Genomic DNA, 15,513 nt, shown 5'->3' with positions numbered 1-15,513 from the left:
TCCCGCCCGACGATCTCCATCCGGCGCCGCGCCAGAGCCTCGGGCATCTCCTCCGCCAGAAAGCGCAGCATTGCTTCGCGCACATTGCAGCGCAGATCGAAGGCGAGGCCAGAGACGGCCGCGCTCACCAGGCAGCGCACTTCGATATGATCGACATAGGTTTCCGTCACCTGCAGCACGCAGACGCGGCCGTCCCATTTGGGGTCGTCCTTCACCACCTCCTCCAGCTTTGCGCGCAGGCGCGGAATGTCGGCGGTAGGATCCAGGTGCAGGAACGCGGTGCCGAGCAGTTCGCTGGTCTCGCGCGTCCAGTTCTGGAAGCTCGATTCGAGGAATTTGGAGACGGGCACGACGAGGCGCCGCTGGTCCCAGATCTTGACGACGACGAAGGTCAGGCGGATCTCCTCGATCCGCCCCCATTCCCCATCCATGATGACCACATCGTCGATGCGGATCGGTTCGGTGAAGGCCATCTGCATGCCGGCGATCAGATTCTTGAGCGCGGGCTGCGCAGCGGCGCCGACCGCCAGACCGGCGAGACCCGCCGAGGCAATCAGGGTGACGCCGATGCTGCGGACGCTGGGGATGCTGATCAGCATCATGCAGAAGGTGATCAGCAGCACGACGAACAGCGCGACACGATACAGGATCGCTGCCCGCGTGCGCCGCCGCCGCGCGGCGAGATTGTCCGCCGCGCTGATGTCCGCCCGCACGTTGACGATGTCGAGCAGCGCACCAAGCACCGCGACGACGAACCAGCCGATCAGTGCGGGCACGGCCAGCCCCGATACCTGCCGCCAGATCGCGCGGGTGCCTTCCTCCAGGGGAAGCCCTGGCGCGATCGCCGACAAAGCGAACGCGACCATGAGCCACCGCGCCGGACGCCGCAGCCGCGCGATCAGGATGTCGTCGGTCGTGGTCGCCGTGCGCCGAGCCGCGCGTCGCGCCACGAACACCAGAAAGCGATGCAGCAGCAATGCCGCCGTCACCGCAATCGTGACCGTGATCAGAATTTGCAGCCATGCCTCGCCGGCGGCCCACCGCATGTCCGGCACCGTGCCTCTCCCGCTGGGGTCAGATCCATCTGGTCAACCGGTCGCGTAACGACCCGTTCCGCCATAATGTGCGGCTCGTCCGCCATGACGACCGTCCGATGGATATTCAGCGCGCCCCTACCCTCCCGCGCCGCGCTGACGACCAGCGGCAGGTTGGCAAGGGTCGCGATCCTCACCCCCGCCGAGTCTTTCACCCCTATCGCTGGCTCGCCTCGCTCGCGGCGGGATAGAGCGGGCTGATAAGGTGGCCGAACATGCCGCCCGCGCGCCGGGGCGCGGACGGCATGTCCTCGGCAGTCATCGCGTCATTATCGAGTGATCAGCGCCCGCTGGCCATGTCGATGAATGCGCCCATGTCGCGCGTGAACTGCTTGTGCACGGCAGGGTCGACATAGACCATGTGGCCGGACTCGTAGTAGGTGTAGCCGATATTCTTCCGGAGCGACGGGTCGACCTGCATATGCTTCAGGTCATATTCCGCGCCGAAGAACGGCGTCGCGAAGTCGTAATAGCCGTTCATCGACAGAACCTTGAGGTTCGGATTCTGGCGCATCGCGGCGGACAGGTCGAGCGCGGTGTCGGCTAGCGCCATCTTCGCGCCGCCTCCGGGGGCCTGGTGTCCCTGATCCCACTTGCCCCTGATCCCGCTGTAGAAGTTCGGGCGGTAGCTGAGGCCGGTCTTGTAGCCGAGCGTGCCGAACAGATATTTGTTCTGCGCGGTGATGTACGGCCCGCTGATCGACGTGTCGGTCGTGTCGAATTCCGGCTCCTCGCCCGCCGAATCCACATCCATGCCGATGAAGCGGGAATCGAGCCGGCCGACCGTGCGATGCTGGTCGCGCATCAATTCCTTGCGGAAGCGGCCGAGGCTGACGCGCAGGTCGGAATCCAGGATATATTTGACCGACAGGCCGGTATAGGCGCTGAGCTGCTGCGCGATCGCCTGACGCTCGGTCTCGGGCAGGTCGTCGCCCTTCTGCAGCGCGGTCGCATAGGGCCCGCGCGCCCATTCGCGCACTTCGGTCAGCCAGGGTTCGAGCGCCGCCGGGCGGTTGGCGATGCGGTTGTGATACCAGGCAGTGGCCGCATAGCTCGGCAGGTAGGTAACGTTGATCTGGTCGTAGCCCGGCTGGCGGATGCCGTAATTAAGGATCGACGAGAGCAGGATCACGCCGTTCATCTGCACACCGCGCTGCTGCAGCGCATAGACGAGGCCCGAGGACCGCAGCGTGCCGTAGCTTTCGCCGAACAGGAATTTCGGGCTGTTCCAGCGATCGTTGATCGTCAGATAGCGCATGATGCCGCGCGCGAAGGCGTCGATATCCTGATCGACCCCGAAGAAATCGGCGCCCTTCGCCTTGCCGATCGGGCGCGACAGGCCGGTGCCGATCGCGTCGAGAAACACCACGTCCGAATGATCGAGGATGGTGTTGGGATTGGACTTGATCGGGAAAGGCGGATTGGGCTGCGCGGTCGGGGTCAGCGTCTCGATATGAACCGGCCCGATCGAGCCCATGTGCAGCCACATGGACGAGGAGCCGGGACCGCCGTTGAAGGAGAAGGTGATCGGCCGCTCGGGCGCGCCCTTCGGACGGTCGGCCACGTAAGCGACATAGAACATCGACGCGATCGCTTCGCCCTCGTCGTTGCGGATCGTCAGCGTGCCGGGCGTGGCGGTGTAGTTGATCACCTTGCCGTTGACCGCGACCGATCCGCGCTTGGGCTGCGCATCCTCGACCGCGCTCGCCTGCGCCAGTGCGGGATCGCTCACCGTGTCGGGCCGGCCGCGCGCCATGGCGTCGCTATCGCCCGGCTCGTCGGACGGACGCGTGACGTCGCGCGACGGCTGGCGTTGCGCCGCGACCGGCGTGGCGACGAGCGCCAGCATCGTCGCGGACAGAAGAAGGGATCGGATGCGCATATTGTTCTTCACTCCAGGAATTTAGGCCGGGTTGCTGTTTGTCGTTTCAATAGCCTGCGGCCAGGCCGCTGCGGCGGGGATCCGCCACCCCGGTCAGGCTGCCGTCCGCCTCGCGTGCAATCGCGTGGATCGAGCCGAAATGCCAGTTGTACGGCGTCGTCGTCCGCACGCTCACGCCATAGCGGCTGGTGAGCTCGGCGCGCGTCTGATCCGTCACGCGCGATTCGATCGTCGCCGGCACCGAAGGCTGCGCGCCCTGGAAGCGCGGCGCGTCGGTCGCCGCTTCCAGCGACATGCCGTAGCCGAGATAGTTAATGAGCGTCAGCGCGACCGCGCGCGAGGCAAGGCCGGGCGAGCCGATCGTCAGCACCGGCTTGCCATCCTTCGCCACCATCGTCGGCGGAAAGGGCGTGACGGTGCGGATGCCGTTGCCGATGACCTTGCCCGGATAGACATTGCCCGCATTGGTGACCACGCCGTCGACGACCAGACCGATGCCAAAGGTCGGGCCGTTCACGCTGTGCGTGAGCGAGATCATGTTCCCCTGCGCATCGACCACGACGATCTGATCGGTATCGGTGCTGTGCGGATCACGCTTCATGTCCGCCAGATTGGCGGCGAACTGCTCGCGCGCCGGATCGACGGGCGCGGCGGCCGCCGCCCCCGCCGGAACCGGCATGCTGCCGTCGATCAGCGCGGTCAGGCTGCGCGCGAGATCCTTGGACAGCAATACGTCGGTCGGCACGGCGAAGGCGCGCGGATCCTCGAAATAATCGTCGGTCAGGTTTTCGGCGAAGGCGAAGGCACGGCGGATGCGCTGGAACGTGTCGGCCGACTGCGAATAATGCGGCCACGCCTTGAGATCCCACGGCTCGACGATGTTGAGAATCATCTCGATCAGCGTGCCGCCCGTCGCCGGCGGCGGCGAGGCGATGAGTTCGTAGCCCCGGAAGGTCGACCGGACGGGCTCGCGCCACTCGGCCTTGTACGAGGAAAGATCCTCCATCGTCATGGCGCCGCCCGCGCTGCGCACCGCATCAACGAAATGCTGCGCCCACTCGCCCGTGTAGAAATAGGACGGCCCCTCGGCGGCCAGACGACGCATCGTGCGCGAGAGGTTGGGCCGGGTGATGGTCGTGCCCACCGGCGGGACATAGCCGCCCGGCAGGAATTCCGCGCGCGACGCCGGATAGACCGAAAGGCGGCCGAGCGCGACGTCCGCCATCTCTCCATACAGGAAGGAGTACATCGGGAAGCCTTTGTCGGCGGCGGCGATGGCGGGTTGGAAATAGTCCGCCCATTTGAGCGTGCCGAAGCGGTCGACCGCCGCCTTCATGCCCGCGACCATGCCGGGCACCGCGACCAGCCGGCCCGACGTTTCGGACACGCCACCGCGCCCGGACGACAGGTGGTTCCAGCCGGGACTGACCAGCGCGCTCGCCTTGGTGTGATTGAGCTCGCCGTCGAGATAGTAATATTTCTGCGACCTGGCGTCGTAATAGAGGAAGCCCATCGCGCCGCCGAGCGTGGTCATCTGCGGCTCGACCACGGTTTGCAGCACCATGCCCACCATCGCGGCGTCGAGCGCGTTGCCGCCCTTTCTCAGCACCTCCAGCATTGCCTTCGTGACGAGCGGGTGGTTCGAAGAGACCATCGCCTTCTTCGCATGTGCCGCCGGCTTGGGGCCTTGCTCCTGCGCGGCGGCGGGAGCGGCCGCCAGTGTGAGCGCCGAGGCGACGGCACCTATAAAGCCAAGGATGCTTTTTCTCATGGTGCGATGCCCCCCGGGTGACGCGTCAGGACTTCTGGTCGGCGTAGGGATTGGGGCCGCCGGCGGCGATCCACAGGTCGAATTCCTGTTCCAGCACGGTCAGCGGCACCGAGCCGAGGCTGAGGAACTTGTCGTGGAACCAGCGCTGGTCGAACTTCGGGCCAAGCTCCTTCTCCGCCTTGGCGCGGATGCGGCGCAGCGTCAGCTCGCCGAGCTTGTAGGCGAGCGCCTGTCCCGGCCAGCTGATATAGCGGTCGACCTCGGTCTCCACCTCATGCTGCGACAAGGCGGTGTGGCTGGCGAGATAATCGATCGCGCGCTGCCGGCTCCAGCCGTAATGGTGCACACCCGTGTCGATCACGAGGCGCACCGCGCGCCACATCTCGTAGCTTTCGCGCCCGAACTCTTCATAGGGCGTGCGGTAGATGCCGATCTTGCTGCCGAGCCACTCGGTGTAGAGTCCCCACCCCTCGCCATAGCCCGAAAAATAGGTCTGCTTGCGGAAGGCCGGGCGGTTCGGCACCGGCGCTTCCATCGCCACCGCCGCCTGGAAACTGTGGCCCGGATTGCATTCGTGCAGCGTCAGCGCGGGGATCTGATAGAGAGCGCGGACCGGCAGGTTGTAGGTATTCATCAGGCAGCTTTCGAGCCCGCCACGCCCCGCCGTGTAAAAGGGCGCGATCGCATCGGGCACGGGCCGGATGGTGAAACGGTAGCGCGGCAGGAAGCCGATCGTGGTCTTGAGCAGGCCGTCCATCCGCTTGGCGACATAGGACGAGATGCCCATCAGCTCGTCGGGCGTCTTGGCGTAAAATTGCGGATCGGTGCGCAGGAAGGTGATGAACTCCGCAAGGCTGCCGGTGAAGCCGGCGTCCGCCTTGGTCTTCTCCATGTCGGCGGTGATGCGCGCGACCTCGTCGAGGCCGATCTTGTGGATCTGCTCGGCGGTCAGATCGGTGGTCGTATATTCCCTGATCTGCGCCTGATAGAAAGCCTTGCCGTCGGGCATGACCTCGGCCGCGAAGGTCGTGCGCGTCTTCGGCAGATATTCGTCGCGATAGAATGCCAGCAGCTTGCCGTAGGCCGGCAGGACCTTGTCGGCGATCACCTGACGCGCCTGCGCGCGAAGCTGATCCTGCTCGGCCGCCGGGATCGATGCCGGCATGGTCGCGAAGGCCGCGTAGAACGGGTTCTTGGCCGGGTCGGCGGCGGCATAGGCCGTGATCGAAGCGTCGCGCCCTTCGAGCGTCGCGCGCGGCACGCTGTAGCCACGCTTCAGCCCCGCGCGCATGTTGACGATCTGCTCGTCGAAATAGCGCGGAATGTCGGACAGGCGACCGAGATAGCGGCGATATTGCTCCACCGTGTTGAACGGCGCGCGCGAGGCGAGGACCGACCAGAACTGACTGTCGGCGTTGAACGGCGCTTCGTAAGTCTTGTAGCGCTGGTTGGCGATCAGCGCCTCCAGGCTGGTGCGGAAGACCGCCGCGTTGATCTGCTCCTCATGGCTCAGCTGATCCACCGGGATGGTCTTCAGCGATGCGAGGGTCTTTTCCCAATAGGCCAGGCGGCGGGCCTGGCTGGCCGCATCGACCTTGGGCAAATGGTCCTGCCCCGCCTCGAACGGGTCGTCATCGACGCGGCGCGCGAACTCGTTCTGCCGCCACGCCCATTCGGCGTCGTAAAGCGCGCGCAGCCGGGCGTCGGCGGCCCCTGTCTCGGTCGGCGGAGCGGCTTGGGCAAGGACCGTTGCGGTGGGCACGGTCGCCAGCAGGACGGCGGCAAGGAGAGCGGATCGGCGCATGTTCAAGCTCCGGCGATAGGGACGGCAGGTCATTGGTCGGCCTTTCCGGCATAGGGATCGGGGCCGCCGTCCGCGATCCATGTGTCGAGCACGCGTTCGAGCGTCGGGAGTGGCACCGATCCTAACCCGAGGATGGTATCGTGGAACCAGCGCTGGTCGAATTTCGGCCCCAGCGTCTGTTCCGCCTTGGCGCGCTCGCGCCGGATCAGCATCTCGCCCAGCTTGTAGGCGAGCGCCTGGCCGGGGTCGTTCAGGTAACGGTCGACCTCGATCGTCACCTCATGGTCCGACAGAGCGGTGTGGCTCTTCATGAAGTCGAGCGCTTGGTCGCGCGTCCAGCCCATGTGATGCAGGCCGGTATCGACCACGAGCCGCGCGGCGCGCCACATCTCGTAGGTCTCGCGCCCGAACTCGTCATAGGGCGTTTCGTAAATGCCCCATTTGGTGCCGAGCCACTCCTGATAGAGCGCCCATCCCTCGCCATAACCGGAGAAATAAGTGGTCTTACGGATCTCGGGCCGGTCGGGTGCCTCGAGCGCCAGCGCCGCCTGGAAGCTGTGGCCGGGAACGCATTCGTGCGCGGTGAGCGGAGGGATCGTGTAGAGCGGCCGCGCGGGCAGATTGTACGTGTTCATCAGGCAGCTTTCGAGGCCGCCATTCCCGCCCGTCGCGAACGGCGCGATGTTGGCCGGCGTCTGCCGGATGGTGAAGCGATAGCGCGGGAGACGCCCGACCGTGAACTTGAGCTGGCCGTTGATGATGTTCGCGACATAGGCCGATTTCGCGATCAGCTCGTACGGCGTTTTGGCGGTGAATTGCGGATCGGTCTTGAGGAATTTCAGGAAGCCCTGGAAATCGCCCGTCCAGCCCGCCGCCTTCATCGTCGCCTGCATGTCGGCGTCGATTCGCGCGACTTCCTTCAACCCGGTCTGGTGGATCTGGTCGGGCGTGAGATCGGTGGTAGTGTAATCGCGGATCTTGGCGAGGTAATAGGCCTTGCCGTTGGGCAGCGCCTCGCCCGCGGTGGTCTTCCGTGCGTTCGGGATATAGTCGTCGCGGACGAACGCGAGCAGCCTGGCGAAAGCGGGCGCGGCCGCCGCGACGGCGGCTTTCCCCTGCGCGGTCAGCCCGTCGCGATCGGCGGCGGGGATGCTGTCGGGCATCTGCGTGAAGGCGGCGAACAGCGGGTTGACGGCGACGTCGGTCGAGGCGAGCGGCTCGATCGGCTTGTCGCGCCCGGCAAGCGAGACGCGCGGCTTGGTAAAGCCCCGCTTGAGGCCCGCGCGCATGTTGGCGATCTGTTCGTCGACATAACGCGGCATGTCGCCCAGCCGGCCGAGATAGTCGCGATATTCCTGGACCGTACCGAAGCCGGAGCGCGGCGCCAGCCACGTCCAGAAACCGAACGGATCCTCATACTCCTTGTAGGTCAGTTCGGTCAGGAAGCCCTGCAGCGCGGTGCGGAACACCTCACCGTTGACCCGCTCCTCGGCACTGAGCTGGTCGAACGGGATCGTGTCGAGCTGCTTCATGGCGTTCGACCAATAGGCCAGCCGGCGCTGCTGGCTGGCCGGATCCTCGTGCGGCAGATGCGGGCCGCCGCGCGCCCAAACCGGCCCCGCGCCCAGTTCCTGCATCCGCCACGTCCACTCGGCATCGTACAGCGCCTTGAGGCGGGCGTCGGCGCTGCCGGATGCCGGCTGGGCCGCGACCGGCGCGACAACCGTCCCGAGCAGCAGGGCGAAACTGGCGAGAAGCGGGCGCATGGGAGATGTCCTGGGATCGGAGAGGCGGCCGGGGACGAGAAGCCTCGCCCCGGACCCAAAGCGTCAGAAGCCGGCGGCAAGCCCCGTGCGGCGGGGGTCGGCCACACCCAGCAGGCTGCCGTCCGCCTCGCGTTCGATCGCGTGGATCGACCCGAAATGCCACTGATAGGGCGTGGTCGGCCGCACCACGACGCCATACAACTTGGTGAGGTCGTCGCGCGTCTGCTGGGTCACGCGGGTCTCGATCGCGGCGGGCAGATCGATCTGCGAGCCCTGGAAACGCGGCGCATCGACCGCCTGCTCGATCGACATGCCGTAGCCGAGATAGTTGATCAGCGTCAGCGCGACCGCGCGCGACGACAGGCCGGGCGAACCGATGACGAGCTTGGGCTTGCCGTCCTTGACGACGATCGTCGGCGGGAAGGGCGAAATGACGCGCCGCCCGGCGCCGGTGCCGGTGCCCGGGAACGGGTTGCCGCTGTTCATCGCGACGCCGTCGACCACGAGGCCGGTAGCGAAGGTGCTGCCGTAGACCGTGTGGGTGACCGAGACCATGTTACCCTCGGCATCGACCGCGACGAGATGATCGGTGTCGGTCGAACGCTGGTCCTTCGTGTCGGCCAACGTTGCGGCGACCTGCACGCCCGGCAGCTCGGCTGCCGCGCTTTCCGCCGGCAGCGGCTTGGCCGTGCCGCCCTCGATCAGGGTGCGCATCATCGCCGCATAATCCTTCGACAGAAGGGTATCGAGCGGCACGTTGAAGGAGAGCGGATCCTTGACGTACGTGTCGGTCGCGCTTTCGGCGAAGGCAAAGGTGCGGCGGATGCGGTTGAACACCTCCGCCGACTGCGAATAGTGCGGCTGCGACTTCAGGTCCCACGGCTCGATGATGTTGAGGATCATCGAGATGAGCGCGCCCGCCGTCGAGGGGGGCGGCGCGCTGATGATCTCATAGCCCTTGTAGGTCGACCGCGTCGGCTCCTCCCATCGGACGCTGTAGCTCGCCAGGTCGTCCATCGTGATCTGGCCGCCCGTGCGCTGGGCCTCGGCGACGAACTTCTTCGCCCATTCGCCCTTGTAGAAGTAATCCGGCCCTTCCGCGCCGATCCGCTTCATGGTCGCGGCCAGCTTCGGCCGGGTGACGATCGTGCCGACGGGGGGCACGTAGCCGTTGGGAAGGAACTCCTCCCGCCCCGACGGATAGGCCGACAGCCGGCCGAGCGCGGCATCCGCCATCTCGCCATAGAGGAAGGAATACATCGGGAAGCCCTTTTCCGCGATGTCGATGGCCGGCTTGAAATAGTCCGCCCATCTGAGCGTGCCGAACCGGTCGGCCGCCGCCTTCAGTCCGGCGACCGTCCCCGGCACGCCGATGCGGATGCCCGACGTTTCGCCGACGCGGCTTTCCGTGCTGGTATAGGCGATCCAGCCCGGCGAATTGGGCGATCCCTTCTTCGTCTTGTTCAGCTCGGCATCGAGATAGTAATATTTGCCGGTCTTCGCCTCGTAATAGAGCATCGACACGCCACCCGCGAGGGTGGTCATCTGCGGCTCGACGATCGGCTGGATGATCACGGCGGCGATCGCGGCATCCATGGCGTTGCCGCCCTTGCGCATGATCTCGACCATCGCCTTGGTCACGAGGGGATGGTTGGCGGACGCCATCGCCTTCTTGGCGGCGACCGCAGGCTTCGGCCCCTGCTCCTGCGCATAAGCGGGGATGGCCGCGACCGTCAGGCACCCCGCTGCAAGCAATTTCGCGACCAGTCTCATTTCACTGCCCCCCCCTTGAGATGATCCCGTGACGGATGCCGCCCACCGCAGCGGGCAATCCATGTTTGTCCGGAACCGTACGTTCAGTCTTCTCAGCGGTGCGCGGGGTTCGCGCGTTCGCGCTGCGATCCCGGCCCCGGCAACACCGAGCTTGGCATAGTCTGTTATACCGTATACGATCCGTCAAGGGCTGTCTTAGTTGTTGGCGCTCAATGGATTTATCGGGACGAGAATGACGGACGACACGGTGCATATGACGCTGGACGGGTTGTCCGAACTCTCACGCGCCGTCCTGACGCGGCATGGGCTTGGCCGGCGCCATGCCGAGGCCGTTACCCGCACGATCGTCGCGGGGGAGCGCGATGGATGCGCCAGCCACGGTGCCTATCGGCTGATCGTGTGCGTCAACACGCTGAAGACTGGCAAGGTCGTCCGCAACGCCGATCCGCAGATCCATGATGCGATGCCGGCTTTGGTTCGCGTGGACGCGCGGGGCGGATTCGCGCAGCTGGCCTTCGAACGCGGCCTGCCCGTGCTGACGAAGAAGGCGCGCACGCGCGGGATCGCGGCGATGGGCATCAACAATTGCGTCCACTTCGCCGCGCTGTGGCCCGAGATCGAGGCGATCACCGAGCAGGGGCTGGTGGCCTTCGCCTGCACGCCCAGCCACGCCTGGGTCGCGCCGGCGGGCGGCATGCGCCCTGTGTTCGGCACCAATCCGATTGCGTTCGGCTGGCCCAGGCCAGACGGCTCGCCCTTCGTCTTCGATTTCGCCACCAGCGCGGTTGCGCGCGGCGAGATCGAGCTGCATCGCCGCGCGGCCAAGCCCATTCCCGAAGGGTGGGGCGTCGACGCGGGGGGCAATCCGACGACCGATGCCAAGGCCGCGCTCGACGGCGCGATGCTGACGTTCGGCGGCCATAAGGGCTCGGCGCTCGCGGCGATGGTGGAGTTGCTTGCGGGGCCGCTGATCGGCGATCTGACGAGCGCGGAATCGCTCGCGCTGGACGACGGTGCGGGGTCTTCGCCGATCGGGGGAGAGTTCGTCCTCGCCATCGATCCGGCGGGCTTCCTGGGCGGCGAGACCGAACAGCATATCGCGCGCGCGGAAACGCTGTTCGATGCCATCACCGGTCAAGGCGCCCGGCTGCCCTCGCAACGCCGTTACGAGGCGCGTGCGCGAAGCCTGAAACATGGCATATGCCTACCGCGTGCGTTGCACGACGATCTGCAGGGCCTGCTCGCCTGACACCGGCCGCACGCGCATTGCCGTAGGAGATACACTTGCTTCTGACCGCCCTCATCGCGTTTGCATTCCAGACGGCCGCCGCGCCCGCTCCCGCGACGCCGGTCGCGCAACCGGCGGCACCTCAATCGTCGCGCTGGACGCTCAAGGAGGCGGACTTCATCGCGAAGGACGTGCGCTTCCGCAGTGGCGAGAGCATGGCATCGGTCCGGCTCCACTACGGCACGCTCGGCACGCCGCACCGCGACGCATCCGGCCGGATCGACAATGCGGTGATGGTGCTGCACGGGACCGGGGGCAGCGGGCGGCAGTTCCTCCAGCCGCAATTCGCCGACCAGCTCTACGGCCCCGGCCAGCCGCTCGACATCCGCAAATATTGGATCATCCTGCCCGACAATATCGGCCATGGCGCGTCATCGAAGCCGTCCGACGGCCTCCGCATGCGCTTTCCGCAGTACGACTATGACGACATGGTGATGCTGCAGCACCGCCTGCTGACCGAAGGGCTGGGCCTTGCCAACCTGCGCCTGCTGATGGGGACGAGCATGGGCTGCATGCACGCCTTCCAATGGGGTGAGGCCTATCCCGGCTTCGCGCGCGCGCTGATGCCGCTTGCCTGCCAGCCGGTCGCGATCGCGGGCCTCAACCGGATGTGGCGGCAGCTGCTGATCGACGGGATCAAGGCGGACCCCGCATGGGCCGGCGGCGAATATAAGACGCAGCCGCTGCAGGGCCTGCGGACCGCATCGTCGCTGTCGGTCGTCGCGGGCGCGGCGCCGCTCTATTTCCAGAAGCAGTGGCCGACGCGCGAGCTGGCGACGGAAGCCGCGCGCGAGCGCGTGGCGCGGGACATGGCGACGCGCGACGCCAACGACATGATCTACCAGTTCGAAAGCTCGCGCACCTACGATCCGTGGCCGGGGCTGGAGAAAATCACGGTTCCGCTGACGTGGATCACTTCGGCCGACGACTTTATCAATCCGCGCAACTTCACCTTCGCCGACGCGGCGGTGAAGCGGATGCCGCAGGCCCGCTTCCGGATGATCGCCGAAAGCGACGACACGCGCGGGCACGGCACGCACACCTGGGCGGTCAATTATCTCCACGACCTGACCGACCTGCTCGCCCGCAGCGAGAAATAATCCATGACGCCGGGGGTTCAATTCCCCGGCGGATCATGTCGCTCGTAGGACGAGACGTGGTTCATCGTGATGCGCCACTTCCCACCGATCTTGCGGAACAGCCGGGTGTTGATCCCCTCCTGCGGATGATCGGGCCGTTCGAGGTGGTAATGGCTGATGAGCAGCGCCGCGTCGGGCGCGAGCAGATCGACCGTCATATCGTAGAAGCGCACCGTGCCGCGCCGCGCGGGATCGCCGCCATAGTCGCGGATATAATGGTCGAGCGTGCCCTGCCACCCGTCCTGAATGCGACCGCCCGATACGAACACCACCTGCGGATTGGCAAAGCCTTCCATATATCCGCGGAAGTCGCCTCCGTTCCACGCCGCCTGCATGTCCGCGATCACCGTAATGATCGCGGTTTTCTCCTCGGCGGGCGTAGCGGCGGGAAGCGCGGGGGCGACCAACGCCGCGACCGACAGAGCCAGAGTGGAAATCTTCATAGCGTCTCTCCGCAACGCATCGTTACCATGCCTCCGCCGTGCGTATCATGATCGAAAAGCACCCTGCCCGCCCCGGCGGCAGCATCAACGTGTCGCGGCCGGGGCCACCGGGCTTGACCGCATGTCCATCGATCCGCGCGAAGCTGATATGGCGACCAAGGGGAAGTCTCAACCGAAGGGTCGTCGCCGGGGGCGCCGTGCCGTGCAGCACCACATTGCCCGCCACCACGCCACGCGCGGTGTCGTAGCGCAGCGCGGCATCCACGCTGCCCCAGCGCGTCCTTATATGGAAAAAGCCCGGCCGTTCGCGCGGCGCGGCCTCCTCTCCCGGCCAGGCCAGCAGCAGATTCAACTGCTGCTCGACCGGAGCGATGTTCCGGTCGGCCGCTCCCAGGCCAGAGCGCGTGAGGCGATGCGCGGGCGCGTTCAAGGCTTGACCATGAATATCGGGGCCTCGGGCAGCCGATCGCGATCGACCAGCTTGCCGCCCGAAATCACCGCGCTGACCTTCTCGATGTTGCGGATATCCGCCAGCGGGTCCGCGTCGAGCAGGACGAGATCGGCGACCTTGCCCGGCTCGACCGTACCAAGCTCCTTCGACAGGAAGGCCGCGGCCGCGCCATTCTTCGTGCCCGCGACGATCGCCTGCATTGGCGTCATGCCGAGTTCGACCAGCCCCTCGATCGCGCGGACCGTGCCCATACCCGGCTCGTCATAATCGGGCTTCGGCGTTCGCCGGAATTCGGGCGCGTCGCCGAAGAAGCTGTCGGTCGCGACCGTAACACGGCAGCCCGCGGCGATCAGCCGCTTCGCGTTGCGCCATTGGATGTCCTCATACTCGCCCAGCGCCTCGAACCGCCGCCAGCGCTCGGCACCAGTGGACGGCGGGGGCAGCTTGGCCTGCGCGGCTTCCACCTCCGCCCGGCGTGCGAGATGCTTGCGGCGCGCCTCGCCGGTGAAGAAATTGGGCCGCATTCCGCACAGCACGTCTTTCTTGACGATCAACGCGACGAGCGCGTCGGGCAGGTCGCGGCTCGCCAGCTCGGGATGCTGGATGAGGTCGATCCCCGCCTCGACCGAGAGGCGCAGCCCTTCGGGGCTGGTGGAATGGGTCTGGACGGGCTTGCCGCGCTTGTGCGTCTCCTCGACGATCACGCGCTGCTGCTCGGGTGAAAAACCGATCAGCGAGGGCCGGAGAAAATGGCTGGTCCCGCCATATTTCACGACGTCCACGCCCTTGTCGAGATAGGCGTTCATGGCGACGCGAAGCTCGTCCGGCGTCATGTCGGCCAGTTCCTCGCCCATGCCCTGGGTGAGCAGGTCGTTCCACTTTTCCTGGAAGAAGGAGAGATCCGATTCCTTGGTCAGCGAGAAAGTGAGCGAAAACGGCCCGCCCCATCCGACGATGTTGCCCGCGACGAGCAGGCGCGCGCCTGTGACCTCGCCACGCGCAATCCGGTCGCGCACGGCGATCCCGGGCGGGAGCACCCCGTAACTGTCGATCATCGTCGTGATGCCAAGCTTCAGCGCGCGCTGGGCGAATTCGACGCCCAATTCCTCGTTGCGGTCGCCATACTTGGCCGACGTGTCGCGCCGGTCGGGCTTGCCGTAGACCGTGAGGTGCACGTTGCTGTCGATGAAACCCGGCAGGAGGTATCGCCCGCGCCCTTCGATGATCCGCGCGCCTTTGGGCGGGCGTGCGGAGGAAATGGCGGCGATGCGCCCGCCGTCTATCAACACGGTAACGCCCGGTCGCACCGGCCCGCCCGTACCGTCGATCAGCGTGACGTCCCGGATCGCAAGGGGCGCGGACCAAGCGACTCCTGATGAGGGCAGCGCCGCCACCCAGCACGCGACCAGAAGCGCCCGGATTCTTGATTTGGTCATATTTACACCGATGCAGCGTTGACTCCCACATCGTGCGGTATATGGTATTTCGTATACGGTCCAGTATCCGGGGGGTTAATGGTGGCCGACGAAACAGATTGCTTCCGACGAGAGAGCCATTCGACGCCGGTGAGGCGCGACGTTGGACCGCGCCGTGCCGACCACGGTTATCGGCACGGCGCCATCGTCGCAACATCGAACAACGCGGACAATACCAAATAGAACATCGTCGTGAGGAAAGCCGAGTGTCCAACTGGACCAGGGGGTAACAATAAACGGGCCTGAGCCCATCGGTCAGGGAGTTATAGTATGTCGATCGTATCTGTACCCAACTCGACTCGTTTCAAAAGAGCACTGCTGGCCAGCACGTTGGTCTGTGCGCCTTTGGCCCTGAACGCCGCACATGCGCAAAGCGCCGCCACGGAAAGCGCGGCGGCCGACACCAGTGGCGCCGAGATCACGGTGACGGGATCACGCCTGGTCCGCACCGATCTCACCGCGCCCAGCCCCGTGACGGTGGTCGGCGACGCGGAGATTCGCTCCTCGGGCAACGTGTCGCTGGAAAAGACCCTCAACGAATTTCCGCAGCTTTCCTCCGGCAACAATTCGGCCGCGAATATCGGCGGCGGATCGGGTGTGCTGACGGTCAATCTGCGCGGCCTCAAT

General features: G+C 66.1%; 11 protein-coding genes and 1 pseudogene. 3 read left to right on the top strand and 9 right to left on the bottom strand.

Translation table 11 applies throughout. The features are described 5' to 3' along the window. From ACOJSF_RS03355 to ACOJSF_RS03330, 6 genes are all read right to left on the bottom strand, one after another. Positions 1–1,046: mechanosensitive ion channel family protein (locus ACOJSF_RS03355; protein WP_420140816.1), on the bottom strand; the 1,046-nt coding region annotated here is incomplete at its 3' end. Between the two features lie 328 nt (positions 1,047–1,374). After that, complete coding sequence (locus ACOJSF_RS03350) at positions 1,375–2,976, bottom strand: S10 family peptidase (RefSeq protein ID WP_420140818.1); 1,602 nt, start codon at positions 2,974–2,976, stop codon at positions 1,375–1,377. Positions 2,977–3,022: 46 nt separating this feature from the next. Beyond that, the gene (locus ACOJSF_RS03345) at positions 3,023–4,747 is read right to left on the bottom strand and encodes a gamma-glutamyltransferase family protein (protein WP_420140815.1); all 1,725 of its coding nucleotides are present in this window, start codon (positions 4,745–4,747) and stop codon (positions 3,023–3,025) included. Between the two features lie 25 nt (positions 4,748–4,772). Beyond that, positions 4,773–6,551, bottom strand: coding sequence for a DUF885 domain-containing protein (locus tag ACOJSF_RS03340; protein WP_420140817.1), 1,779 nt, complete (start codon positions 6,549–6,551; stop codon positions 4,773–4,775). A 29-nt stretch (positions 6,552–6,580) separates the two neighbouring features. Further along, complete coding sequence (locus tag ACOJSF_RS03335; protein ID WP_420140814.1) at positions 6,581–8,317, bottom strand: DUF885 domain-containing protein; 1,737 nt, start codon at positions 8,315–8,317, stop codon at positions 6,581–6,583. Between the two features lie 63 nt (positions 8,318–8,380). Beyond that, positions 8,381–10,090, bottom strand: a complete 1,710-nt coding sequence (locus ACOJSF_RS03330) for a gamma-glutamyltransferase family protein (protein ID WP_420140813.1) — start codon at positions 10,088–10,090, stop codon at positions 8,381–8,383. A gap of 232 nt (positions 10,091–10,322) precedes the next feature. Here ACOJSF_RS03330 and ACOJSF_RS03325 point away from each other — a divergent pair, with 232 nt between their 5' ends. Next, entirely contained in the window at positions 10,323–11,339 is a 1,017-nt protein-coding gene (locus ACOJSF_RS03325; protein ID WP_420140812.1) for an Ldh family oxidoreductase, read from the top strand. Positions 11,340–11,374: 35 nt separating this feature from the next. Further along, entirely contained in the window at positions 11,375–12,478 is a 1,104-nt protein-coding gene (locus ACOJSF_RS03320; protein WP_420140811.1) for an alpha/beta fold hydrolase, read from the top strand. Positions 12,479–12,495: 17 nt separating this feature from the next. On the opposite strand, the gene ACOJSF_RS03315 is transcribed toward ACOJSF_RS03320, so the two are convergent. The 3 genes from ACOJSF_RS03315 to ACOJSF_RS03305 form a co-directional block, all read right to left on the bottom strand. After that, a complete protein-coding gene (locus tag ACOJSF_RS03315) occupies positions 12,496–12,960 on the bottom strand; it encodes a YybH family protein (RefSeq protein WP_420140810.1) in 465 nt (154 codons plus the stop codon). A gap of 22 nt (positions 12,961–12,982) precedes the next feature. Continuing rightward, the gene (locus ACOJSF_RS03310) at positions 12,983–13,312 is read right to left on the bottom strand and encodes a hypothetical protein (RefSeq protein WP_420140809.1); all 330 of its coding nucleotides are present in this window, start codon (positions 13,310–13,312) and stop codon (positions 12,983–12,985) included. A 74-nt stretch (positions 13,313–13,386) separates the two neighbouring features. Next, positions 13,387–14,847 carry an amidohydrolase family protein gene (locus ACOJSF_RS03305; protein WP_420140808.1) on the bottom strand — a complete coding sequence of 487 codons (1,461 nt, stop codon included), beginning with the start codon at positions 14,845–14,847 and terminating at the stop codon, positions 13,387–13,389. 309 nt (positions 14,848–15,156) lie between these two features. On the opposite strand from ACOJSF_RS03305, the pseudogene ACOJSF_RS03300 reads away from it, so the two are divergent. Continuing rightward, a pseudogene (locus ACOJSF_RS03300) lies at positions 15,157–15,513 on the top strand (hypothetical protein); the annotation flags it as partial.

This window comes from Sphingomonas sp. (genome assembly GCF_048594985.1).
In the GTDB taxonomy this organism is placed as follows: Bacteria; Pseudomonadota; Alphaproteobacteria; order Sphingomonadales; family Sphingomonadaceae; genus Sphingomonas_I.
This window is presented reverse-complemented; position numbering and strand designations above follow the sequence as displayed.

Bases quoted from the DNA above. Each gene is read 5' to 3' on its own strand.
- ACOJSF_RS03335 (WP_420140814.1), bottom strand. From the start codon at position 8,317: ATGCGCCCGCTTCTCGCCAGTTTCGCCCTGCTGCTCGGGACGGTTGTC.
- ACOJSF_RS03305 (WP_420140808.1), bottom strand. From the start codon at position 14,847: ATGACCAAATCAAGAATCCGGGCGCTTCTGGTCGCGTGCTGGGTGGCG.
- ACOJSF_RS03350 (WP_420140818.1), bottom strand. From the start codon at position 2,976: ATGCGCATCCGATCCCTTCTTCTGTCCGCGACGATGCTGGCGCTCGTC.
- ACOJSF_RS03325 (WP_420140812.1), top strand. From the start codon at position 10,323: ATGACGGACGACACGGTGCATATGACGCTGGACGGGTTGTCCGAACTC.
- ACOJSF_RS03330 (WP_420140813.1), bottom strand. From the start codon at position 10,090: ATGAGACTGGTCGCGAAATTGCTTGCAGCGGGGTGCCTGACGGTCGCG.
- ACOJSF_RS03315 (WP_420140810.1), bottom strand. From the start codon at position 12,960: ATGAAGATTTCCACTCTGGCTCTGTCGGTCGCGGCGTTGGTCGCCCCC.
- ACOJSF_RS03345 (WP_420140815.1), bottom strand. From the start codon at position 4,747: ATGAGAAAAAGCATCCTTGGCTTTATAGGTGCCGTCGCCTCGGCGCTC.
- ACOJSF_RS03340 (WP_420140817.1), bottom strand. From the start codon at position 6,551: ATGCGCCGATCCGCTCTCCTTGCCGCCGTCCTGCTGGCGACCGTGCCC.